22 protein-coding genes are annotated in these 22514 nt (G+C 72.1%); 8 read left to right on the top strand and 14 right to left on the bottom strand.

Features of this window, described 5'->3' with window-relative positions:
- Window positions 1-65 precede the first annotated feature (65 nt).
- Window positions 66-1931: a CASTOR/POLLUX-related putative ion channel gene (locus ACIBK1_RS12095; RefSeq protein WP_396734373.1), complete on the bottom strand. Its 1866-nt coding sequence runs from the start codon at window positions 1929-1931 to the stop codon at window positions 66-68.
- 62 nt (window positions 1932-1993) lie between these two features.
- On the opposite strand from ACIBK1_RS12095, the gene ACIBK1_RS12090 reads away from it, so the two are divergent.
- The gene (locus ACIBK1_RS12090) at window positions 1994-2581 is read left to right on the top strand and encodes a Maf family protein (RefSeq protein WP_081903222.1); all 588 of its coding nucleotides are present in this window, start codon (window positions 1994-1996) and stop codon (window positions 2579-2581) included.
- A 10-nt stretch (window positions 2582-2591) separates the two neighbouring features.
- Complete coding sequence (locus ACIBK1_RS12085; protein WP_396734369.1) at window positions 2592-3416, top strand: EI24 domain-containing protein; 825 nt, start codon at window positions 2592-2594, stop codon at window positions 3414-3416.
- Here the strand turns inward: ACIBK1_RS12085 and ACIBK1_RS12080 are convergent.
- The gene (locus ACIBK1_RS12080; protein ID WP_396734366.1) at window positions 3389-4981 is read right to left on the bottom strand and encodes an ABC-F family ATP-binding cassette domain-containing protein; all 1593 of its coding nucleotides are present in this window, start codon (window positions 4979-4981) and stop codon (window positions 3389-3391) included. The genes ACIBK1_RS12085 and ACIBK1_RS12080 overlap by 28 nt on opposite strands.
- A gap of 218 nt (window positions 4982-5199) precedes the next feature.
- Here ACIBK1_RS12080 and ACIBK1_RS12075 point away from each other — a divergent pair, with 218 nt between their 5' ends.
- Window positions 5200-6282, top strand: coding sequence for a DUF4192 domain-containing protein (locus tag ACIBK1_RS12075; RefSeq protein WP_396734364.1), 1083 nt, complete (start codon window positions 5200-5202; stop codon window positions 6280-6282).
- 7 nt (window positions 6283-6289) lie between these two features.
- Here the strand turns inward: ACIBK1_RS12075 and ACIBK1_RS12070 are convergent, their stop codons facing one another.
- Window positions 6290-6640 carry a hypothetical protein gene (locus tag ACIBK1_RS12070; protein WP_030505789.1) on the bottom strand — a complete coding sequence of 117 codons (351 nt, stop codon included), beginning with the start codon at window positions 6638-6640 and terminating at the stop codon, window positions 6290-6292.
- A 158-nt stretch (window positions 6641-6798) separates the two neighbouring features.
- On the opposite strand from ACIBK1_RS12070, the gene ACIBK1_RS12065 reads away from it, so the two are divergent.
- The gene (locus ACIBK1_RS12065) at window positions 6799-7380 is read left to right on the top strand and encodes a DUF1707 and DUF4870 domain-containing protein (RefSeq protein WP_396734361.1); all 582 of its coding nucleotides are present in this window, start codon (window positions 6799-6801) and stop codon (window positions 7378-7380) included.
- 19 nt (window positions 7381-7399) lie between these two features.
- Here the strand turns inward: ACIBK1_RS12065 and ACIBK1_RS12060 are convergent, their stop codons facing one another.
- The 5 genes from ACIBK1_RS12060 to ACIBK1_RS12040 all read right to left on the bottom strand — a co-directional run bounded on the left by ACIBK1_RS12060 (window position 7400) and on the right by ACIBK1_RS12040 (window position 13473).
- Window positions 7400-8926 carry an ATP-dependent DNA ligase gene (locus ACIBK1_RS12060; RefSeq protein ID WP_030505787.1) on the bottom strand — a complete coding sequence of 509 codons (1527 nt, stop codon included), beginning with the start codon at window positions 8924-8926 and terminating at the stop codon, window positions 7400-7402.
- Window positions 8927-8989: 63 nt separating this feature from the next.
- Window positions 8990-10516: a glycosyltransferase family 39 protein gene (locus ACIBK1_RS12055; RefSeq protein ID WP_396734357.1), complete on the bottom strand. Its 1527-nt coding sequence runs from the start codon at window positions 10514-10516 to the stop codon at window positions 8990-8992.
- A 192-nt stretch (window positions 10517-10708) separates the two neighbouring features.
- Window positions 10709-11083, bottom strand: coding sequence for an FKBP-type peptidyl-prolyl cis-trans isomerase (locus ACIBK1_RS12050; protein WP_030505785.1), 375 nt, complete (start codon window positions 11081-11083; stop codon window positions 10709-10711).
- A gap of 144 nt (window positions 11084-11227) precedes the next feature.
- On the bottom strand, window positions 11228-11950 hold the full coding sequence (locus tag ACIBK1_RS12045) for a general stress protein (RefSeq protein ID WP_197042393.1): 723 nt from the start codon (window positions 11948-11950) through the stop codon (window positions 11228-11230).
- An 83-nt stretch (window positions 11951-12033) separates the two neighbouring features.
- Window positions 12034-13473, bottom strand: a complete 1440-nt coding sequence (locus ACIBK1_RS12040) for a GuaB1 family IMP dehydrogenase-related protein (RefSeq protein ID WP_030505783.1) — start codon at window positions 13471-13473, stop codon at window positions 12034-12036.
- 104 nt (window positions 13474-13577) lie between these two features.
- On the opposite strand from ACIBK1_RS12040, the gene ACIBK1_RS12035 reads away from it, so the two are divergent.
- The gene (locus ACIBK1_RS12035; RefSeq protein WP_051761210.1) at window positions 13578-14087 is read left to right on the top strand and encodes a GyrI-like domain-containing protein; all 510 of its coding nucleotides are present in this window, start codon (window positions 13578-13580) and stop codon (window positions 14085-14087) included.
- Here ACIBK1_RS12035 and ACIBK1_RS12030 read toward each other — a convergent pair.
- The 6 genes from ACIBK1_RS12030 to ACIBK1_RS12005 form a co-directional block, all read right to left on the bottom strand.
- Window positions 14069-14629, bottom strand: a complete 561-nt coding sequence (locus tag ACIBK1_RS12030) for a hypothetical protein (RefSeq protein WP_051761209.1) — start codon at window positions 14627-14629, stop codon at window positions 14069-14071. The two genes, ACIBK1_RS12035 and ACIBK1_RS12030, sit on opposite strands and share 19 nt — an antisense overlap.
- The gene (locus ACIBK1_RS12025) at window positions 14626-14859 is read right to left on the bottom strand and encodes a helix-turn-helix transcriptional regulator (RefSeq protein WP_030505780.1); all 234 of its coding nucleotides are present in this window, start codon (window positions 14857-14859) and stop codon (window positions 14626-14628) included. The genes ACIBK1_RS12030 and ACIBK1_RS12025 overlap by 4 nt, the downstream gene beginning before the upstream one ends.
- Window positions 14860-14889: 30 nt before the next feature.
- Entirely contained in the window at window positions 14890-15681 is a 792-nt protein-coding gene (locus ACIBK1_RS12020; protein ID WP_051761208.1) for an ABC transporter permease, read from the bottom strand.
- The gene (locus ACIBK1_RS12015) at window positions 15678-16550 is read right to left on the bottom strand and encodes an ABC transporter ATP-binding protein (protein ID WP_051761207.1); all 873 of its coding nucleotides are present in this window, start codon (window positions 16548-16550) and stop codon (window positions 15678-15680) included. Before ACIBK1_RS12015 ends, ACIBK1_RS12020 begins: the two co-directional genes overlap by 4 nt.
- Window positions 16551-16646: 96 nt before the next feature.
- Window positions 16647-17294 carry a nitroreductase family protein gene (locus tag ACIBK1_RS12010; protein WP_030505777.1) on the bottom strand — a complete coding sequence of 216 codons (648 nt, stop codon included), beginning with the start codon at window positions 17292-17294 and terminating at the stop codon, window positions 16647-16649.
- 194 nt (window positions 17295-17488) lie between these two features.
- Window positions 17489-18607 carry a CaiB/BaiF CoA transferase family protein gene (locus ACIBK1_RS12005; RefSeq protein ID WP_030505776.1) on the bottom strand — a complete coding sequence of 373 codons (1119 nt, stop codon included), beginning with the start codon at window positions 18605-18607 and terminating at the stop codon, window positions 17489-17491.
- Window positions 18608-18682: 75 nt separating this feature from the next.
- Between ACIBK1_RS12005 and ACIBK1_RS12000 the strand changes: the two genes are divergently transcribed.
- From ACIBK1_RS12000 to ACIBK1_RS11990, 3 genes are all read left to right on the top strand, one after another.
- On the top strand, window positions 18683-19672 hold the full coding sequence (locus ACIBK1_RS12000) for a 2-hydroxyacid dehydrogenase (protein ID WP_396734350.1): 990 nt from the start codon (window positions 18683-18685) through the stop codon (window positions 19670-19672).
- 185 nt (window positions 19673-19857) lie between these two features.
- Window positions 19858-21228: an FAD-binding oxidoreductase gene (locus ACIBK1_RS11995; protein WP_030505774.1), complete on the top strand. Its 1371-nt coding sequence runs from the start codon at window positions 19858-19860 to the stop codon at window positions 21226-21228.
- Between the two features lie 25 nt (window positions 21229-21253).
- Window positions 21254-22510, top strand: coding sequence for a class I SAM-dependent methyltransferase (locus ACIBK1_RS11990; RefSeq protein ID WP_030505773.1), 1257 nt, complete (start codon window positions 21254-21256; stop codon window positions 22508-22510).
- The last annotated feature ends 4 nt before the right edge of the window (window positions 22511-22514 follow it).

Here is a 22514-nt window from a genome sequence, read left to right as displayed (position 1 = left end):
GGGCCGGGGGGATCGTGGCGGCGCGGGCCGGCCGACCGGCTCGCCGTGCGGTGGGACGGCCGGGCTCAGTGTTCGGCGAGGACGATCACGGAGTCACCGGGCGTGAACGTCACCGCCCGGGACCGGTCCGGGTTGAGCACGACGCCGTAGTGGGGCGGCTCCCCGGACTTCGCCGCCACGCGGTAACCGATCGCGGTCTCGCCCCGCCGCAGGGCCGACTCCACGATCGTGCGGAAGGCGACGGGCCCGCCTGTTGTCACGTAGTCCTCCACGGGCCGGGGATAGACCTCCGAGCCCGCGGAGTCGAAGAGATAGGTGAAGACCTCGGCGAGATGCGGGTTCTCGGCGAGCTGCGCGAGCAGCAGGCCGATGACGGTGTCGCTGATCACGATGTCGTCGGCCTCGGTGACCTCGGCGAGCGCCCGGTTGTTCTCGTCGTGCATCTCGCTCACGATCGAGTACTTCTCCCCGAGGGTCGCCTGCATGTCGCGCAGCTGCAGCAGCGTCATCAGCGTCCGGTTGTCGGCGTGGCCGGGGTCGTAGCGGTCGTCGGAGAGCACGATGACGTGCTGGTAGACGCCGACGCCAAGGGACTCGAGGGCGTACCTGTCGGTGGCGTCGCACTCCTTGACGTTCACCGTCAGGTTGCGCAGGCCCTCCAGACCGGCGCCCGCGCCGGGGTGGTCGCCGGCGACGTCGAGCACCGATCCGGGGGTCACGTAGCCGTCCAGGTAGCGGATGATCCTCGCGGCCCGGCCGTTCCAGCCGAGCATCAGGGTCCGCTCGGGGGCCGGCGCCGGGGCCGTGGCGGGGACGATGTGCCGTTCGTCCGCGGGAGCCGTTCCGTTCGCCAGGCGGATGAGCGAGTCGTCCTGGGCGAGCACCACGATCTCGTCGGACGTCCCGATCGTCGTGTCCGCCGGCGGGTTGAGCACAACACCGCCGGGCGTGCGCAGGCCGAGGACGGTCGCGGTCGCGTACGCGTCGAGGGCCCGGCCGTACGACCTGTCGGCGAGGGAGGGGTCGCGGCGCAGGTAGATCTCACCGCCGTCGAAGTTCAGCAGGTCCATGCAGACGACGGACACGCCGGACTGCCGGGACGACTGCACGATCAGCCGCGCGGCGATGTCGTCGCTGTCGACCAGGTGGACGCCGGGCCCTCCGGCCAGACGGGCGGCGGCCATGTTGCGCGAGGCGGCGATGGCGGCGACCACCGGAGGATGCTCGCCCGCCCGCTTGGCCAGCGCGAGCAGGGTCTTGATGACGTGCGCGTCCGGGTCCTCCTTCTCGGGGGACAGCACGACGATCGTCCGCGCGGTGCTCAGGCTCAGCAGGTCGAGGTCGCCCGGCTCGGTGGGCCGGCCGGTGCGGCACACCAGGCGCGTCTTGCCCGTGTCGCCCACCCGGGCCCTGATGGCGTCCTCCATGGCCGGCTTGTCCCTGTCGGCCAGGATCGCGATGACCGAACCGTGCTGGCTGGCGTGCGCCTTGGTGAGCTCGGAGACGATCGTGTAGAGCTGCTCGGACCAGCCGAGGATGACGGTGTGGCCGCTCTCGATGACGCGGGAGCGGCCCTTGCGCAGCTCATCGATCTTGCCGCGCAGCCCGGCGGAGAGCACGCCCACGAGGATGCTGACGATGAAGATGCCGCCGAGGGACGCGCCCAGCATGATCGCGAGAAAGGGCGCGGTGCCGGCGTCTCCGGCGATCTTGCCTGGGCTGAGGGCGTGCATGAGCGACAGCCACAGTACCCCGGGCCAGCCGTCGTGCCGGAGCGCCTCGTCGGGGGTGAGCCACATCGTCAGCGCGCTGACCACCACGATGAGCACCAGCGACACCAGGGCCAGCCAGCCGATGAGGGCGGCCGTGCCCCTGGCCATGGTGTTGTCGAACCAGTAACGCGCACGCTCTTTGACCGTGGCTTTCGACACCGGCCCCCCTCGTAAGTGATCAGTAAACGTCAGACATAGTAGAAGCGGCTAGGCTGACTCGCGTGACGGAACTGGTGCTCGCCTCGGCCTCGCCCGCCCGCCTCGGTGTGCTGCGGGCGGCCGGGCTCGACCCCAAGGTCGTCGTCAGCGGCGTCGACGAGGACGCGATCACTGCCGCCACCCCCGAGGAGCTGTGCCTGGAGCTGGCCGTGGCCAAGGCGGACGCCGTCTCGCGTACGCTCGCCGAGGGCATCGTGATCGGCTGCGACTCGGTGCTCGAACTCGACGGCGTCGCGTACGGCAAGCCGGGGACGCCGGAGAACGCGCTGCGCCGCTGGCAGACGATGCGCGGCAGGACCGGCCGGCTGCTGACCGGGCACTGCGTGGTGGACGTGGCCCGGGGCCGGAGGGTGTCGGAGGTGGCGGCGACCGTGGTGCGGTTCGGCACGCCGTCCGACGAGGAGATCGAGGCGTACGTCGCCAGCGGGGAGCCGCTGCGCGTGGCGGGGGCGTTCACGCTCGACGGCCTGGGCGGCTGGTTCGTGGAGGGCATCGAGGGCGATCACGGCAACGTGCTCGGCATCTCGCTTCCCCTGCTTCGCCGCCTTTTCGCCGATGTGGGCGTGCCTGTGACGACCTTGTGGCGCTAGCCTGCCCGCCATGAGTGGCATCGGGCGGCCCGCCGGACGGCGCGGCGTCGGCGGTTTCGCCGAGGGAGTCGGTTTCAGCCTGCGGGGTCTCGCCTGGGTTGCCCGGCATCCCCTCTGGTGGTTGTTCGGCCTGATCCCGGCCTTGATCGCGCTCGCGCTCTACGTCGCGGCGCTGGGGTGGCTGGGCACGCACGCCACCGACGTGGCGGCGTGGGCGACCCCGTTCGCCGACGACTGGGGCTGGCGCGACGTGTTCCGCACGCTGGTCGGCTTGATGATCTTCGTGGCGGGTCTGGCGCTCGCCGTGCTGACGTTCACCGCCGTCACGTTGGTGATCGGCGACCCCTTCTACGAGAAGCTCTCGGAGAAGGTCGAGGAGGACCTGGGCGGGCTCCCCGGCGGCGGCGACCTGCCTTTCTGGGCTTCCCTGTTCCGGTCGATCCGCGACAGCCTCGTCACGCTCTGGTGGGTCCTGCTGTTCTCCGTGCCGCTGTTCGTGCTGGGCTTCGTGCCGGTCGTCGGGCAGACCGTGGTGCCCGTGGTGGGGGCGTTGGTCTCCGGGTTCTTCCTCACGGTCGAACTGACCGCCTTGGCGATGGAACGCCGAGGGCTGCGGCGCAAGGAGCGTTTCGCGCTACTGCGATCGAACATGTCCGCCTCGCTGGGGTTCGGCGTGCCGCTCTTCGTCGCGTTCATGGTGCCGTTCCTGAGCGTGCTCCTGATGCCCGGCGCGGTCGCCGGCGCCGCCATGCTCGTCCGCATGCGGCTGGCGCCGACGACCGTTCCGGGACAGTGGGCACCGGACGGTCAGGCCAGGGACACGAGACCGGCGTAGTCGGAGTTCCACATGTCCTCGACCCCGTCGGGCAGCAGCAGGACGCGGTCGGGGCGCAGGGCCTCCACGGCCTTGTCGTCGTGGGTGACCATCACGACGGCGCCCTGATAGGAGGCGAGCGCCGCCAGCACCTCGTCCCGTGACGCCGGGTCGAGGTTGTTGGTGGGCTCGTCGAGCAGCAGCACGTTGGCCTGCGAGCTGACGAGGGTGGCGAGCGCCAGCCGGGTCTTCTCGCCGCCCGACAGCACGCCCGCGGGCTTGCCCGCGTCATCGCCGCCGAACAGGAACGAGCCGAGGATCCGGCGCACCTCGCCGTCCCCCAGGTGCGGCGCGGCGGCGGCGAGGTTCTGGGCGACGGTGCGCGCCGGGTCGAGCGTGTCGTGCTCCTGCGCGAAGTAGCCCAGCCGCAGACCGGGACCGTGCACCACGCGGCCCGAGTCGGGGCGTTCCCGCCCGGCCAGGATCCGCAGCAGCGTGGTCTTGCCCGCGCCGTTGAGACCGAGCACGACGAGCCGGCTGCCCCGGTCCACGGCCAGGTCCACCCCGGTCAGCACCCGCAGGTCGCCGTACGCCTTGGTCAGGCTGATCGCGCCGAGCGGGGTGCGGCCGCAGGGGGCGGGCTCGGGCAGCCGGATGCGGGCGACCTTCTCGGGGCGGCGGACCGGCTCCACCGCGGCCAGCATGCGGTCGGCCCGGCGCGCCATCTCCCTGGCGCGTACGGCGGTCGCCTTGCCGGCGCGCATCCTGTCGGCCTGGGCGTGCAGCGCGGCGGCCTTGCGTTCGGCGACGGCCCGCTGCCGGGCGCGTCCGCGTTCGGCGGCGTCGCGGTCGGCCAGATAGGTGCGCCAGCCGGTGTTGTGCACCTCCAGTGCGGCCCGGTCGGCGTCCAGGCGCCAGATCCGGTTCACGGTGTCGTCGAGCAGCGCGGTGTCGTGGCTGATCAGGACCAGCCCGCCGGTGCGGCTCGCGAGGAACGACCGCAGCCAGGCCACGGAGTCGGCGTCCAGGTGGTTGGTGGGCTCGTCGAGCAGCATCGTGCCCTGACCGGCGAACAGGATGCGGGCGAGTTCGACCCGGCGCCGCTGCCCGCCGGACAGGGTGCCGACCGGCTGGGTCATGACCCGGTCGGGCAGGCCGAGCCCGGCGGCGATGCGGACGGCCTCGGCCTGCGCGGCGTATCCGCCGCGCGCCTCGAACTCCGCCTCGGCCCGGACGTACCGCCGCATCGCCCGCTCCTGCTCGGCGGGATCGCCCATGGCCGCCTCGGCGGCGCGCAGCGCGCGCTCGGCCTCGTCGAGGCCGCGGGCCGACAGGATGCGGGCGGCGACGGGAAGGGACGGATCGGCCGCCGCGGGATCCTGCGGGAGATAGCCGACCTCGCCGGTCCGGATGATGGTGCCCGCGGCCGGCTGTAGCTCGCCGGCCAGGGTCTTCAGCAGGGTGGTCTTGCCCGCGCCGTTGCGGCCGACCAGGCCGACGCGGTCGCCGGGGGTGACGTGGGCGGTGACGTCCGACAGCAGGAGACGGGCGCCGACGCGCACGTCGACACCGCGAAGGGTGATCATTTGATGACGCTCCGGAGAAGCTCAAGGACACACGGGTGGCGTGAAAGCGGGTGTCCGAGCTAAGAGATCCGGGGCGTAGCCATGGCGCCGAGTGTAGGTCGCGCATCCGGCCCGGCGCCAATGGTTTTGCGGCCGCCGGTTGTCCACAGGAGGACCGCTGTCCCCAGAACGCGCTTCGGCCGTCGTGGGGGCGCGGCCGTCCGGCGAGGCTTGCGGCCATGACTATCCCGAAGCTCGTGCTCTCCTCGCCGGCGGACATCCTCGCCGCCGTGCCCTACCTCGTCGGGTTCCACCCCGCCGACAGCCTCGTCGTCACCGGTGTCGCCGGCCCGGAGGTGCGGCTGACGACGCGCTGGGACCTGCCGGTCGCCGCAGGGGACCTCGACCGGCTGGTCGCGCTGCTGCGCCGCGAATCGGTGACCGCGGCCTTCGTCGTCGGATACGGCGCCGGCGCCCTGGTGACCCCCGCCGTCGACACGGCGACCCGGCTGCTGCACGCCGGGGGCATCCGGGTGGCCGAGAGTCTCCGGGCCGAAGGCGGGCGCTACTGGTCCTACTCCTGCGGCAGCGCGAGCTGCTGTCCCGCGGAGGGCACGCCGTACGACACGCAGCGCAGCCAGGTCGCGGCCGAGGCCGTGCTGCACGGGCTGGTCGCCCTGCCCGACCGGGGCAGCCTGCGGCGCTCGGTCCAACGGTGCGGCGGAGCGGCGATGCGGCAGGTCACCGCCCGGGTCGCGGCCGAGCTGCGGGCGATGCCCGAGCCCGGGGCGCCGCTCGCGGACGAACTGGCCGCGCGGTTCGTGACGGAGGGGCTGGCGCGGGTGCGCAGCGCCATCGGCCTCTACGACTCGGGGGGCAGGCTGGACGACGAGGGCGCCGCCCGGCTCGGGCTCGACCTCGCCGTGGTGAGGGTGCGCGACGAGGCGTGGGCGTTGATCGACGACCGTGACGCGCACGTCGCGCTGTGGCGCGACCTCACCCGCCGCATAGAGCCGGGCCACGTCGCGCCGGCGGCCTCACTGCTGGCCGCCGCCGCCTGGCATCGGGGGGAGTGCGCGCTCGCGGGGATGGCGCTGGAGCGGGCGCTCGCCGCCGACCCCGGCTATTCGATGGCGCTCCTTCTCCGGCAGGCACTGACGCACATGATGTCCCCCGCCATGCTCCGCGACCGCATGCCGACACCGGAGGAGCTCGACGACGAGATGGGCCCTCCCCGGGCGATCTGGCTCGCGCCGCTGCGCGCGCTGCTGGCCCTGGATCTGCCCGGTCCGGCCTCCGCGTCGGCTCTGCGACGACCCTGAGCGGCCGTCAGACCGCCTCGCCGTCCTGAGCCTGCCGCCGGCGCTCGTTGTACGCGCGCATCCGGGCGGGGTAACCGGTGAGCTGCACGTCGTACACCGGAAGGGCGAGATCCCTGGCGACCTTGGCGATCACCGCGGGCGCTCCGACGCGGCGACGGGTCCACTCCCCGTCGTGGGCCACGGCCACCGCGGTGGTGTCGGTCGCGAAGGTCTCGGGTTCGACGTAGAACTCGACTCCACGCCGGGTCTTGGCGAACTCGATGAGGGCCTCGACGTCGGCGTCGGTCGCCTCGCGGTCGAACTTGGCCACGCGGGCGCCCCGGCGTCGCCGGAGCCCGTAGCGATCGCGCCATCTCATAGTGCTTGTATACATCGCCGCGGATCACGATGGCGTTAAGGGAACGGTCTCGGGGCGATGTCGGGGATGTCCCTGATGCCGCCGGACGCGTACACGGCACAAGATGGAGGCAGACTCGAAGAGAGCCGAGCAGTCGATCGACGGAAGGCGATGCCGTGATGCCCGCGACAGCGACACCACCGTGGCCGGGCCGCGCCCCGATGCCGCACCCTCAGTTGCGCGTCACCAACCAGGACCGCGAACAGGTGGTCGAGCATGTCAAAGCGGCCTACGCCGAGGGCCGGCTCGACAAGCACGAGATGGACGAGCGGCTGCACCTCGCCATGACGGCGCGCACGCACGCCGATCTCGTGCCCATCATGAACGACCTGTACGGCACGCGCCCGGCGTACGTCCCCCGGCCGCCCTCGTATCACGCCGCGGTCCCTGACGGGGGAGACCGGGTCGGGGCCGCGGCCTCGCACCTGTTCGGCCTGCTGGGGTTGTTCATCATCGGCCCGCTGCTGATGATGGTGACCGCGGGGCGGACGTCCCCCTACATCAGGAAGCACGCGGTGGAGTCGCTCAACTTCCACCTCACCGTGCTGGGCGCGACGGTGCTGCTGCCGTTCACCGTCGTGGGCGTCGTCCTGCTGCCGGTCATCTGGGTCGTCGGGCTGGTCCTGTGCGTGGTCGGCGGGGTGTCGGCGCTCGCCGCCACCGAGTTCCGCTACCCGCTGACCGTCCGCCTGATCAAGTAACTCGTGGCGCGGCCCCCGGTCAGGGCATGAGCGCGCGGACCGCGGCCACGGTGTCGGCCTCCTCCGGCCGCTTGTCGGGCCGGTAACGCAGCACCCGGGCGAACCGCAGCGCCATGCCGCCGGGGTAGCGGCTCGACCGCTGCACCCCGTCGAAGGCGATCTCCACGACCAGCGCGGGCTTGAGCGTGACGACGTAGTCGTCCGCCGGTCCCTCCGCCAGCCGCAGGAACTGCTCGGTCTGCCAGGTCAGCAGTTCGTCGGTGAGGCCCTTGAACGTCTTGCCGAGCATCACGAACCCGCCGCTCTCCGGGTCGTAGGCGCCGAGGTGCAGGTTGGACAGCCAGCCCTGGCGCCGTCCGTTGCCCCACTCGGCGGCCAGCACGACCAGGTCGAGGGTGTGCCGCGGCTTCACCTTGATCCAGCCGGCCCCTCGCCGGCCCGCGGCGTACGGCGTGCTCAGCGACTTCACCACGACGCCCTCGTGGCCCCGCCGCACGGCGTCGCCGAAGAACGCCTCGGCCTCCTCGGCGTCCGCGGTGACGAGCCGAGGGGTGATCAGCCCGGCCGGGACCGCGGCCTCCAGCGCGGCGTGCCGCTCCTCGTCCGGCAGGTCGAGCAGATCGGCGCCGCCCACGCGCAGGGCGTCGAAGAAGAAGACGGTCAGCGGCACCGTCGCCCGCAGCGACGCGACGTCGGTCCTGCTGGCCACCCGGCCCGAGGTGACCTGGAACGGCTCGGGCCGGCCGTCCGGGCGCAGCGCGATGACCTCGCCGTCGAGCACGAGATCGGTCCCAGGGAGGCCGAGCACGGCCTCGACCAGCTCGGGGACCTGCGCGGTGATGTCGTCGAGGGTGCGGGTGAAGACGGCGACCCGGTCGCCCGACCGGTGGGCCTGGACCCGCACGCCGTCGAGCTTCCACTCGACGGCGGCAGGGGCGCCGGCCTTCTCCAGAGCGGCGGTCACGCTGGCCGCGCTCTGCGCGAGCATCGGCGCCACCGCCCGCCCGACCTCCAGGTGGAACGCCTTCAGCTCCGCGACGCCGCCGCGCAACGCCGCCGCGCCGACGGCGGGCAGGGAGCCGCGCAGGGTCAGGGCCCGGCGCACCTCGGCCGCGGGCACGTTCGCGGCCATGGCGATCGCCTCGATCATCACCCCGTTGAGCGCCCCCTGGCGCAGCTCGGCCGTCAGCAGCCGGTGCAGAAACGACTGTTCCTGCCGGGTGAGGGCGCCGAACAACTCGCCGAGCAGCTCGCGGCGCGCGGCCTGGGAACCGGTGCCCGACTGCGACTTGATGCGTTCGAGCAGCGCGTCGACCTGCGTCAGGGTCGCCGTGGCGATCTGACGCGGCTCGGGGAGATCCGACAGACTCCGCCAGCCCACCCCGATCTGGCGCTGCGGCAGCTCACCCGACAGGTAGGCGATGGCGGTCTCGGCCTCGTCCGGTCCCACCCTGCCGAGGAGCTCGGCGAGGTGCCTGATCTTGGCGAGCCGAGCCGAGTCCGCGGCGACGGCCGCGGACGTCCTGGCAAGGTCGATCAGCAACACACCGTAATCCTGCCTCACCACTGCGGCAGATGCCCAGGCCGGGGTCGGACACGCGTCGTGGCGCTAGCTGTAGTGGCGCACGCGCGGCCACAGCTTGCGCCAGGGCTGGACGGGGTCGTGGCAGACCGTGATCGGCACGCCCTGCTCCTCGCCCGGCATCCCGCTCAGCCTTCCCCCCGGGACGCAGCGGGCGAAGACGGTGGCGAGTCCGGCGGGCGGATAGCCCACGGACACGACCACCCGCGTCCCCTCCGGCGGCGGTCCCCACCACCACAGCTCGTTGTGGCCGCTGTAGACCGCGGGCAGCCCGAACTCTCCCGCCCAGCGGTGCAGCGCGCCTGCCTCGCCGTAGTTCGCCGCGAGCAGCACCGCACCGGCGCGCTCGGCGGCGGGCAGGCCGTTCACGACCCGGGCCGTCTGCGCCGCCACATCGCGCATGCCCACCGACTCAGCGGCCACCTCGTTCATGGCGGCGACCGGCGTTCCGCCGAGCGACGCCGCGGGGACGACCGGCAGCGCCACGACCACCGCCACCACGGCGTTGACCGCCAGCGCCGCGATCAACACTCGTCTCCACCGCCATCCGGCCGCCGTGACGCAGCCGGCCGCGAACAGGTAGAGCAGGAACCCGCCGGTGTAGTCGGGCCGGCCCCCCGAGTAGAGGACCAGCGCGCAGGCCACGGGGTAGGCGATGGCGAGGGAACGGACCCGTCGGTTCCGCCACAGCCGCAGCCAGCCGGTCACGCAGATCACCGCCTGCACGGGCCCGAGCAGCACGATCTGCAGGGGGACGAAGGCCGCCCGGTTGTCCGCGCCCTCGTCGGCCCGCAGCGCGTCGGCCATCTGGAACTGCGGCCAGTCGTGCGTCACCTGGTAGATCAGGTTGGGCGAGGCGATCACCAGAGCCAGGAGGGCGCCGGCCCACAGCCGTCTGTCCCGCAGCACCTCGCGCGGGCCAGCGACGAGGATGCCCAGGCCGACGGTGCCCAGCAGCACCACGATCAGATCGCGGTTGTACGCCGCGATCCCGGACAGCGCTCCCACCCAGAGCCAGTAGCGCCCGTCTCCCCTGAGCAGCACCCGGAGCAGGCACAGCGTGACCGCGCTCCACAGCACGAGGTCGGGGGTGAGGGTCAGCAGCGAGTGACCGGCCAGCAGAGTCAGCACGGAGGTGGCCGTCCCGGCCGCGGCGAGGATCTGGGCCGCGCGGCCGCCACCCAGCTCCCGGGCGGCCAGCGCGACGAGCACGACCAGAGCCCCGGCGCACAGAGCGGGGACGATCCGCAGCGCGACGACCGTGTCTCCGAAGATGGCCGTGGACAGCCGGGCGATCATCGGCGTCAGCGGCGGGGTGTCGAAATATCCGAGCCGCGGCCGCTCGCCCAGCATGCGGAAGTACAGCTCGTCGCGGTGGTAGCCGTACCACGGGCTCACCGCGAGCAGCACGGCCACGGTCACGGCGGCGATCGCGGCAACGGCCCGGGGTGTCGCGGTGAGCGGAGCGTCCGCACGAACGCCCCTGCCGGGGGACGCCCCCTCGGCGTCGTCCTGTGCCGGCGTGCCGCCGGTCACCTTGCCGTCCGCGGTCACGCCGGCCTCCCGGAAGCCGGCGCTCGCAAGGGGCCGCCCTGCGGGCGGCCGTGACGGGAGGAACCCCGATCGAGGGGGTTCATGACGAGGCGGTTCGGGGGGGTATCGGCCACCCGGCCATCATCCTCGAACCGCTCCCGCTCTCCTACCCCTGAATTCTGAGGCGCCGCGTCGCCTCAGCGGGTGTCCAGGTCAGCCGACGCCGAGCAGGTCGACGACGAAGATGAGCGTCTCACCGGGCTTGATGAGGGCGCCCGCGCCGCGGTTTCCGTACCCGAGGTGCGCGGGGATGGTCAGGCGCCGCCGTCCGCCGACCTTCATGCCGGCCACGCCGCGGTCCCAGCCGGCGATGACCCGGCCGCCGCCGAGCGGGAACTGGAACGGCTGGCCGCGGTTCCAGGAGGCGTCGAACTCCTCACCAGTGGAGAACGCCACCCCGACGTAGTGGACGGTCACGTTCTGCCCCGGCTTGGCCTCCGGCCCGTCCCCCTCGACGAGATCGACGATCTCCAGGTCCGCGGGCGGAGCGCCCTCGGGAAAGTCGATCTCCGGCTTCTCCAGTGCCACGTGGGCCTCCTGTTCTGTCTGTGTCCACAGCGCTTCCAGTGCCGGACGTTCCGGCAGGCTGACGACTCTACCGGGGACGGCCGACACGAGAACGCCTTCCCCACGCGGGTGGGGAAGGCGTCGGAACTCCGCCGATGGCGAAGGTCACTGGCGACGGCCCCTCGACAGGCCCGCCCGGTCGTCGTCGCGCGCCGCCTCGGCGCGGGCCTCCTCCGCACGCGCCGCTTCAGCACGCGCTTCCTCGGCACGGGCCTCCTCGGCACGGGTCTCCACCCGATCCTCCGCCGCCGGGTAGGCGGGGGCCTGCGGAGCGGTGTCGCCCGCGGCCGGTGACGTCGTGACGGGCCCGGCCGACGGCGGACGCTGGACGACGACGGTGTCGGCCGGCTGCACACCGCCCTCCAGCAGCGCCTGGGCCTGGTCGAGCATGGGAGAGGCCACCAGCACGTCGTAGCGGCCCGCGACGATCGAGCTCCTGGAGGAGAAGTCGCGCGTCCCGCCGGTGAAGGCGTGGCTGGTGAAGCCGAAGGCGGCGCCGGCGATGGCGCCCCAGAGGATCGACCACAGCACCAGCCCGAAGAACGAGGTCGTGGCCGAGGTGAACAGCCCGAGGAACAGGCCGACGATGAGTCCGAACACCGCACCGGTGATCAGGCCGGACAGTGCCGCCTTGCCGTTGGTGAGCCGTCCGGTGACGGTCTCCTCCAGGCGCAGGTCGCTGCCGACGATCGCGGTGTTCTCCACCGGGAACCCGGCGTCGGACAGGGTGTCCACGGCGCGCTGCGCCGCGGCGTAGTTGTCGTAACTGACCAGCAGCCGTCTGTCGGCCGCGGGACTGACCGGCCCTCCGGCCGGGGAGTACTGCATGATCGCCTCCGCGGGGTAGTGCGGTCGGTACACGAACGCACTACCCCCGGAGAGCCCGATATTCCTCTACGGAATAGGAGGAGTCACCAACTTTGGTGCAGTGGCATGCCCTCGCTGTAGCCGGAGGCGCTCTGCACGCCGACCACCGCCCGCTCGTGGAACTCCTCGATCGTCGCGGCGCCCGCGTACGTGCAGGAGGAACGCAGGCCGGCCACGATCGCGTCGATCTGGTCCTCCACGCTGGGCCGCGCCGGGTCGAGGTACATCCGCGACGTCGAGATGCCCTCCTCGAACAGCGCCTTGCGGGCCCGCTCGAACGGCGAGTCCTCGGCGGTGCGCAGCCGTACGGCACGGGCCGAGGCCATGCCGAAGTTCTCCTTGTACTTGCGCCCGTCGGGGGCGGTGCGGGTGTCGCCGGGCGACTCGTACGTGCCGGCGAACCACGAGCCGATCATGACGTTGGAGGCTCCCGCGGCGAGCGCAAGCGCGACGTCGCGGGGGTGGCGCACGCCGCCGTCGGCCCACACGTGCCGGCCCAGGCGGCGGGCCTCGGCCGCGCACTCCAGCACGGCGGAGAACTGCGGCCGCCCCACGCCGGTCATCATCCGGGTCGTGCACATGGCGCCCGGGCCCACGCCGACCTTCACGATGTCGGCGCCGGCCTCGACGAGGTCGCGTACGCCCTCCGCGGTGACGACGTTGCCCGCCGCGACCGGCACCGAGGGCTCGAGCGCCCGCACGGCCCGCAGCGCCGAGATCATCTTCTCCTGGTGGCCGTGCGCCGTGTCGACCACGAGCACGTCGACGCCGGCGTCGAGCAGCTCCTTGGACTTGGCGGCCACGTCGCCGTTCACCCCGACCGCCGCGGCGACGCGCAGCCGGCCGCGCGCGTCCACGGCGGGCTGGTAGAGGGTGGAGCGCAGGGCCCCGGTGCGGGTGAGGATGCCGACCAGGCGGCCGTCCTCGTCCACCACGGGCGCCAGCCGGTGGCGGCCCTCGTGCAGCGCGTCGAACGCGGACTGCGGATCGACGCCCAGCGGCAGCGTCTGCGGCGAGGCGGTCATCACCTGGGCGAGCTGGGTGAACATGTCGACGCCGTGGCAGTCGGCCTCGGTCACCACGCCGACCGGGCGGTTGTCCCAGTCGACGACGATGACCGCGCCGTGCGCCCGCTTGGGCAGCAGGGTGAGCGCCTCGCCCACGGTGTCGTGGGGGGTGAGGGTGATGGCCGTGTCGTGGACGAGGTCGCGGCTCTTCACCCATTCGATGACGTCGGCCACCACGTCGATCGGGATGTCCTGGGGGATGACGGCGATGCCGCCGCGCCGGGCGACGGTCTCGGCCATGCGGCGGCCCGCGACCGCCGTCATGTTGGCGACGACGATGGGGATCGTGGTGCCGGTTCCGTCGCCGGCGGACAGGTCCACTCCGAGGCGCGACCCGACCGAGGAGCGGGACGGCACCATGAAGACATCGCTGTACGTGAGATCGTAGGGCGGCGTCACATCATTGAGGAATCGCACGTTTGTCCAGCCTACGTTGTGAGCGGGTCATATCCGGCATTCCCGGCCGACGCCGGAGCAGACCCGGACACGGGATACATTGACCTCGCCTGAGAGGAGAGCACGTGATCATCGTTGACCGTCCGGAGGCGCTCGTCGTCGGCTATGCCGTACGAACGACCAACGCGGCGGAGGCGGACCCGGCCCGCGCCCAGTTGCCGGGCCTGTGGACCCGTGCCGGAGCGCCCGGAGCCTTCGCGCACGTGCCCGGCCGGATCGACGAGAACCTGTACGCCGTGCTCACCGACTACGAGAGCGACCACAACGGCGCCTACACCCAGGTCGTCGGCGTGGCCGTGCGCACGGCGGCGCGACTGCCCGAGGGCATGGTCGCCGTGCGGGTGCCCGGCGTGCCGGCGCTGCTGTTCGAGGCGAGGGGACCGATGCCGGGGGCGCTCGTCGACGTGTGGCAGCAGGTGTGGAGCCACACGGAGTCGGGCGGCGCCCCGGCCCGCGCCTTCACCACCGACGTGGAGATCCACCACCCCGACGGCGTCGACCTCTTCGTGGCCACGCTGCCGTCGTTCGGCGAGCCCTCCGGCCCCCCGGCGCAGGTTCAGGCGGCGCCGGCCTGATCGTCGTCCCGGTCGTCGTCGTCCGGCGGCGGGTCGGGCAGCCGCCACCCGGCGACCAGCAACGGCAGCACGAGATGCGTCAGCCACATCGCGATGAGGCCGAGGGCGATGGCGGCCCCCGGCACCCGGGCAGCGGGGCCGTCTCCCCACATCGAGGCGAGGACCAGGGCCAGGACGAGCGTGAGGATCAGCCGCATCAGCGTGTTGGCCACCGTGTAGGCGCGCAGCCGTTCCGCGACCTGCCGCTCGTCCAGGCGGCGTTCCGGCAGCGACGCCAGTCCGCGCGTGGCGGCGTTCAGCGTCGTCACGGAGGGCAGGTAGCACACGAGCGAGACGGCCAGCAGCACGAAGTTGACCGTCACGGCCGTGTCGCTCGGCGCGATGTACCAGGACACGATCGCGTCGGCCCATATCACCAGCAGGCCGGTCGCGCCCGCGGCGACCAGCAGGCGGCGCCGGGCGCGGGTGCGGTACAGCGGCACGAACATCGCGTGCTCCATGCTGCGGGCGGTGTGCGCGTGCCATCTTTCGCGCCAGCTCACAGTGTGCTCCCCAGCTTGGGAAAGGGCTTGAGCGAGAAGACGACCTCCACCGGCACCTCGAAGAACTCGGCGATCCTCAGGGCCAGGTGGAGGCTGGGGCTGTACTCGCCGCGCTCCAGGTAGCCCACCGTCTGGTAGTGCACCCCGAGCGCGGCGGCCAGATCCCGGCGCGAGACGCCGCGGTCGGCCCTCAGCACCGCGATGCGGTTGAACACCGGTTCCTCGGCCACGTGTCACCTCCGTCGGGCCCACGAGTCCGCTCACCGTCCGCGGACCCGGCGCAGCAGCCAGGGGGCTAGAACCATACCGCCGACGGCCCACGCGCCCAGAACGGCCGCAGCCCGGCCGAGCGGCCAGCTGTTTCCGAGCTCGGCCGCGAGGACGGAGTCGGGCAGGAACGCCGCCCGCAGTCCGACGCCCTGCCAGTAGAGCGGGAAGACCTGGGCGATGCCGCGCACCAGGCCGGGCATCATCTCCACGGGGAACATCACCCCGGAGACCAGCATCAGGAGCATCGCCGGCAGGCCGAGCATGGCCGCGGCCGCCTTCGGCCCGGACACCAGGCTGCCGATGGCCGCGCCCAGGGGCACGACGGCCAGCGTGCCGAGCACCAGGACCCAGGCGAGCGTCAGCCACCGCCCGGGCGTCGGCGGCGCGGCCACCCCGGCGAGCGGCACGGCCACCAGCAGGACGAGTGCGGCGTTCAGCGCGATCGTGAGCAGCGTCGAGACGGCCCGGCCGGTCAGGTAGACCCGGATGCCCCCCGGCAGCGTCCGGGCCCGCATCAGCGTGCCCTCCTCGCGGTCGGCGGCGATCAGCATGGGCAGTCCCATCAGCCCGGTCGAGAACACCGCGAACGCCAGGAACCCCGGCGTCATGAACGCCGCCATGGACACGGGCGTCCCGGGCACGTCGTTGCCACCGATGAACAGGATGAGCACCACGTATGTGCCGACGGTCCCGACGAGGGCGTTCAGCAGCTCCTTGCGGTCGCTCCACAGGTTGAGCTGCTCGGTCCAGCCCCGCCGCAGCCCCAGAATCGTCGCGTTCATCGCGTCCCTCCCACAACCGCCGTCTCGCGGGTTCCGCGCGTCTCCTCGATGAGATCCAGGTAGCTCTCCTCCAGAGTCGGCCGCCTGATCTCCAGCCCGGGAACCGGGCCGCCGTACCGCTGGTGCAGGTCAAAGGCCACGCCGGAGGGGTCGGCGGTCTCCAGTTCGCCGTCCTCCCAGCGCACCAGCGACGGGACCTGCACGGCCCGCGCCAGCTCGGCCGGGCTCCCGCAGGTGACCACCCGCCCGGCCACGAGCACGGCGATCCGCTCGGACAGCCGCTCCGCCTCGGCCAGGTCGTGCGTGGTGAGCAGCACGGTCAGGCCCTCCTCGCCGGCCAGCCGCTCGATCAGCAGGTGGAAGTCGCGCCGGGCCTCGGGGTCGAATCCGGTCGTGGGCTCGTCGAGGAAGAGCACCTCGGGGCGGCCGACGATGCCGAGCGCGACGTCCAGCCGGCGGCGCTGGCCCCCGGACAGCACCCCCGCCCGGTTGCGCGCCGCCTCGGTCAGGCCGAGCGCGGCGAGCAGTTCGTCGACGTCGTGGGGATCGTCGTAGTGCGCCGCGACGTGCGCCACCAGGTCGCGCACCCGCCACCGGGGGTGGTCGCGCCACGACTGCACCACCACGCCGAGCCGCGCCCGCCAGGCGTCCCCGGCGCGTGCCGGGTTCTCGCCGAGCACCTCGGCCTCGCCGGACCAGCCGGTGCGGAACCCTTCGAGGATCTCCACCAGCGTGGTCTTGCCGGCGCCGTTGGGCCCCAGCAGTGTGAACACCTCGCCTCTGCGCAGGTCGAGGTCGACGCCGTTCAGGACCTGAACGGGCCCGTACGCCATGCGGAGTCCGCGTACGCGGATGGCGACGTCATGCATGCGCCCTCCAATGAAGTAGCCATGCTCTCGAATGTAGTAGGTGTACTACATTCGATTCAAGACCTGCTTCATCGGAGGGCGGTCAGCGTGATCGGCTCAGGGCGTCCAGAGGGGCTCGGGGATCTCGAAGCCGACCGGCTCGCCCCACTGGTTGCGGAACGACACCTCGTGGACGGGCCGGCGCGGGGCCACGCCCCACCGGCCGGTCGGATAGCCGAAGGTCACGGTGCAGGCCACCTGCCAGCCCTTGCCCTCGGGAACGCCGAGGATCCGCAGGGTCTCCTCACCGTGGAACAACCCCAGCACGGTGGTCAGCGCGCTGCCCACCCCGAACGCGCGGGCGGCGAGCTGGGCGCTCCAGACCGAGGGGTAGATGGAGCCGCCGCTGGAGTCGTTGCGGGTGAAGGCGAACAGCATCAGGGGATAGGACTCGAAGTGGTCCGCCAGGTGCTGGGCCGACCGCATGACGTTGAGCGTGCGGGTGTCGCCGGTCGCCTCGGCCCGCTCGCGCATCGGCTTGTAGTGCGTCTCGAACAGGACGCCGAGCGCCTTCCGGTAGAGCGGCCCGAGCTGCTTCTTCACCTCGGGGTCGTCCACCAGCAGGAACCGCCAGCCCTGGGTGTTGCCCGGGCTGGGGGCGCGGACGGCGGCGTCCAGGATGCGTTCCTGCACCTCCATCGGGATCGGGTCGGGCTTGACCCGCCGCATGGCGCGGGTCGTGTAGAGGGCCTCGAAAAGGTCCATGTGCGGGAAACTCCTCGATCGTCACGGGGAACGGGAAGCGGGGGACGGAGAAGCAGGAGGACGGGGAAGCAGGGGGGCGGAGCAGGGGACAGCCGGCGCGGTCAGGGGGCGGGGGCGGGCCGGAACGGCCGGGGGAGCCGGTCAGGCCGGTCGGGCCGGAACAGTCGAGGGAGCGGGATAGGGGCGGGAGCCGGTCAGGCCAGCACGCCGGCGGCGCGCAGGGCCTTCGCCTCGTCGCCGGGCAGACCCCAGGCGCTCAGGTCGTGCAGCCGGGTGGCCGGGGACAGGTCGCCGCGCGGCACGCCGGCCAGCCGGGGCGCGGGCGCGGCCTGCGGCAGCCCCTCGACCTCCACGAACGTGCCGCGCGCCTGGTTGTGCGGATGCCGGGCGGCCTCGCGCGGATCGAGCACCGGGGACACGCAGGCGTCGGACCCTTCGAAGACCGCCTCCCACTCGGCCCGCGTACGCGACAGGAAGGCCTCGGTCAGCCGCTCCCTGATGGCCGGCCAGTTCGCCGGGTCGTCGCGGCCGGGCATGTCGTCGATGCCCATCCTGGCGAGCATCTCCGCCCAGAACTGCGGCTCCAGGGCGCCCACGGCCAGATAGCCGCCGTCGGCCGTCTCGTAGGTGTCGTACATGGGGGCGCCGGTGTCGAGGAGGTTGGTGCCGCGCGGGCCCCAGTGGCCGGAGTGCACCCCGCCGTAGAACATCGAGAACAGCAGCGCCGCGCCGTCGACCATCGCGGCGTCGACCACCCGGCCGCGTCCGGTGCGCTCGCGCTCCAGCAGCGCCAGCAGCACGCCGTACGCCAGCATCAGGCCGCCGCCGGCGAAGTCGCCGAGGATGTTGATCGGCGGGGTGGGCTTGCCGCCCGCGCGGCCCAGCATCGACAGCACGCCGGCGATCGCGATGTAGTCGATGTCGTGCCCGGCGGTGGAGGCGAGCGGGCCGTCCTGTCCCCAGCCGGTCATGCGGCCGTAGACCAGTCGCCCGTTCACCGCGTGGAGGTCGGCGGGCCCGATGCCGAGCCGTTCGGCGACGCCGGGCCGGAACACCTCGATCACCACGTCGGCCCGCCCGGCCAGCCGCTTGAAGGCGGCGACACCCTCCGGCGACTTCAGATCGAGGCCGATCGTGCGCTTGCCGCGGTCCATCACGTCGCGGCGCGGGACGTCGCTCACGGCCTTCACCCGGTCGACGCGCAGCACCTCGGCGCCGTGGTCGGCCAGCATCATCCCGGCGAACGGCCCGGGCGCGAGACCGGCCAGCTCCAGCACCCGGATCCCCGCCAGCGGCCCCCGCGACTCCTCCATCCGAACCCTCCTCAGAGCGGCATCACTTCACGCGATTAGTAGAACATGTTTCTGTAGGCATGCGAGACTGCGCCGGTGACGTGGAATGTTCTCGCGCTGCCCCCGCTCCCCGAGGACGCGGTGCGCGGCCTGCTCGCCGACCTCGACGGCCGCGCCGAGGTGCGCGTCCCCGCCCGCCACGACCGCGCGGCACTGCTGGACGCGCTGCCCGAGGCCGAGATCGTCGTCGGCGACTGGAGCGGGGTCCTGGCCCTCGACGCGGAGGCCGTACGGCTGGCGCCGCGCCTGGCGTTCGTGCAGCAGCCGTCGGTCGGCGTGGACGGGCACGACCTGGAGGCGCTGGCCAGCGCCGGGGTGCCCCTCGCCAACACCGCGGGGGTGAACGCCGCCGCGGTGGCCGAATGGTGCCTGGCCGCCGCGCTGTCGCTGCTTCGCCACCTCGCCGACGGCGACAGGGCCATGCGGGCGGGGGAGTGGCCGCAGTTCGCCTACCAGCGCCGCGAGCTGGCCGGATGCGGCGTGGGAGTGATCGGCTTCGGGCCGGTCGGCGCGGCCTGCGCCCGGCTGTTCCGCGCGCTCGGCTGCCGGGTCTCCTACTGGTCGCGCACGCCCAGGCACGAGGCGTACGGCGCGGCCTACCTGGACCTCGACGCCCTGGTGGCGGGCAGCGACGTGCTCGTCCTGGCCGTGGCGCTCGCGCCGGAGACCCGCGGGCTGATCGACGCGGAGAGGATCGCTCGCATGCCCAAGGGGTCGGTGCTGGTCAACGCGGCCAGGGGCGGGGTGGTCGACCGGGCGGCGCTGCTGGCCGCGCTGGAGTCCGGTCACCTCGCCGGCGCGGCGCTGGACGTGTACGACAGCGAGCCCCCGGCGCCGGACGACCCACTGCGCTCCTGCCCGCAGGTCCTGCTGTCGCCGCACGCCGCGGGGGTGACGCCCGAGGCGACGACCCGGCTGATCCGGTGTGTGCTTGACAACATCACCGCCGCGACGGACGGCCGTCCGGTCGTCAACGTGGTCAACGGCGCCGATCCGCTCGTTCGCCGACGTTCGCCCAGGATATGAAGGTTTACCCTGTTACGGCAGGGGCGGCGGAGGCGATGAAAAAGGGCAGGATACGATCTACGCCGACGGGGCGCCGCGGGAATTCCAGATAGTTTTCGCGGGCGTAACGTGTCTACTCTGGTCTGCGTTCCCCTCCGGGGATAGCGTGCCAAGAGCCGATCTCTACGATCCATGGGGGTGGTGTCATGCCAGAGCGCACGGCCAGTATGACCGCCCATCAGAAGGCCGTCGAGCAGATCAGGGACTCCTACGCGGCCATACCCGAGGACTCCGCGCCCCGGCTGGCCAAGGCCACGACGAACCTGTTCCGCTTCCGCGCGCCGGCCAAGACGGCCACGCTGTCCGCCCGCGATCTGGACCAGGTCATCCACGTGGACCCGGTGTCCATGACGGCCGAGGTCCAGGGCATGACGACGTACGAGAACCTGGTGGACGCAACGCTGCCGCACGGGCTCATGCCGTACGTGGTGCCGCAGCTCAAGACGATCACGCTGGGCGGCGCGGTCACGGGCCTCGGCATCGAGTCGACGAGCTTCAAGGACGGCCTGCCGCACGAGTCGGTCGAGGAATTGGAGATCCTCACCGGCGACGGGCGGATCGTGGTGGCCCGGGCCGACAACGAGTACGCGGACCTGTTCCACGCGTTCCCCAACTCCTACGGCACGCTCGGCTACGCGCTGCGGATCCGCATCAAGCTGGCCAGGGTGAAGCCGTACGTCAAGCTGACGCACATCCGCTTCAGCGACGCCGACAAGTGCATGCTCGCCATGCAGGAGATCTGCGAGAGCCGCGAGCACGACGGCGAGCAGATCGACTTCGTCGACGGCACGTTCTTCGGCCCCGGCGAGCTGTACATCACGGTGGGCTCGTTCTCCGACCGGGCGCCCTACACGTCCGACTACACCGGCATGCGGATCTACTACCAGTCGATCCGCAGCCGCGTCCGCGACTGGCTGACCGTGCGCGACTACCTGTGGCGCTGGGACACCGACTGGTTCTGGTGCTCGCGCGCCTTCGGCGTGCAGCAGCCGCTGGTCCGCTCGCTCCTGCCGCGCCGCTACCTGCGGTCGGACGTCTATCGCAAGCTCGTCGGCCTCGACCAGAGGTACGGCGTGACCGCCCGGATCGACCGCTGGCGGAACAACCCCGTGCACGAGTCGGTCATCCAGGACGTCGAGGTGCCGATCGAGCGCGGCGCCGAGTTCCTGGAGGTCTTCCACGACAAGGTCGGTATGACCCCGGTGTGGATGTGCCCGCTCAAGGCGACCGGCGATTGGGCGCTCTACCCGCTGGAGCCCGGCCGCCTGTACGTGAACTTCGGTTTCTGGGGCATGGTTCCGCTGCCGCGCGGCCAGTACGACGGGTACTACAACCGGTTGATCGAGCGGGCGGTGCATTCGCTCGACGGCCACAAGTCGCTGTACTCCACCTCTTTCTACGAGCGGGAGGAGTTCTGGCGGCTCTACAACGGAGACGCCTACTGGCCGGTCAAACGCGCCTATGACCCGGGCGGCCGGCTGCTGGACCTCTATGACAAATGCGTCAGAGGCCGGTAGGCGTCGTTACGTCGGGAGAGGTGCAATGACTCTTGCGAAGATCTTCGAGAAGATCGTGGGTCCTGACGCGGGCGTCGAGTTCGTCGCCTACGACGGCAGCAAGGCCGGATCCTCGGGGGCGGACCTCCGCATCGAGGTGAAGTCGCCGGCGGCGGTGGCCTACCTCGCGCAGGCGCCGGGAGAGCTCGGCCTCGCCCGCGCGTACATCTCCGGGCACATCGACGTGCACGGGGACATGTACACCCTGCTCGATCGGATGTGGTCGCTGACCCTGAACGACCTGCCGCTCAGCGAGAAGGTCGCCGCGATCCGCTCGCTCGGGATCAAGCCGCTGCTGATGCGCGTGCCGCCGCCGCCACAGGAGGCGCGGCAGAGCACGCTGGCGAGACTGGGCAGCCGGCACGCCAAGCAGCGCGACGCCGAGGTGATCCACCATCACTACGACGTCTCCAACCGCTTCTACGAGTGGGTGCTCGGCCCCTCCATGGCGTACACGTGCGCGGTCTTCCCGCGGCAGGACGCGACGCTTGAGGAGGCGCAGTACACGAAGTTCGACCTGGTCGCCAAGAAGCTCGACCTCAAGCCCGGCATGCGGCTGCTGGACGTCGGCTGCGGCTGGGGCGGCATGGTCATGCACGCGGCCAAGGAGTACGGCGTGAAGGGCCTGGGCGTCACGCTGTCGCGCCAGCAGGCCGAGTGGGCGCAGAAGGCCATCGCGGAGGCCGGGCTGTCGGAGCTCGCCGAGGTCCGCTACACGGACTATCGCGACGTCGCGGAAACCGGTTTCGACCGGGTCAGCTCGATCGGCCTCACCGAGCACATCGGCAAGGACAACCTGCCGTCGTACTTCTCCTTCCTGTACGGCAAGCTCAAGCCGGGCGGGCGCCTGCTCAACCACTGCATCACCCGCCCGACCAGCACCGAGAAGACCCTGAACAAGGGCGGTTTCATCAACCGCTACGTCTTCCCCGACGGCGAGCTGGAGTCGGTGGGCCACCTGATCCGCCAGATGGAGGACACCGGTTTCGAGGTCCGCCACGAGGAGAACCTGCGCGAGCACTACGCGCTGACGCTGCGCGAGTGGTGCAAGAACCTCGACGCCAACTGGGACGAGGCGGTCGAGGAGGTCGGCCAGGGCACCGCCCGGGTCTGGCGGCTCTACATGGCCGGCTGCGTCGTCGGGTTCGAGCGCAACAAGGTGCAGCTGCACCAGGTGCTCGGCGTCCGGCTCGACGAGGGACAGTCGCACGTTTCGCTGCGCCCGTCCCTCGACTGGCCGTAGAAAC

Origin of the sequence: Microbispora rosea (assembly GCF_044460045.1) — a bacterium.
In the GTDB taxonomy this organism is placed as follows: domain Bacteria; phylum Actinomycetota; class Actinomycetes; order Streptosporangiales; family Streptosporangiaceae; genus Microbispora; species Microbispora rosea.
The sequence above is the reverse complement of the archived record's forward strand: the minus strand, read 5'-3'. Positions and strand labels throughout refer to the sequence as shown.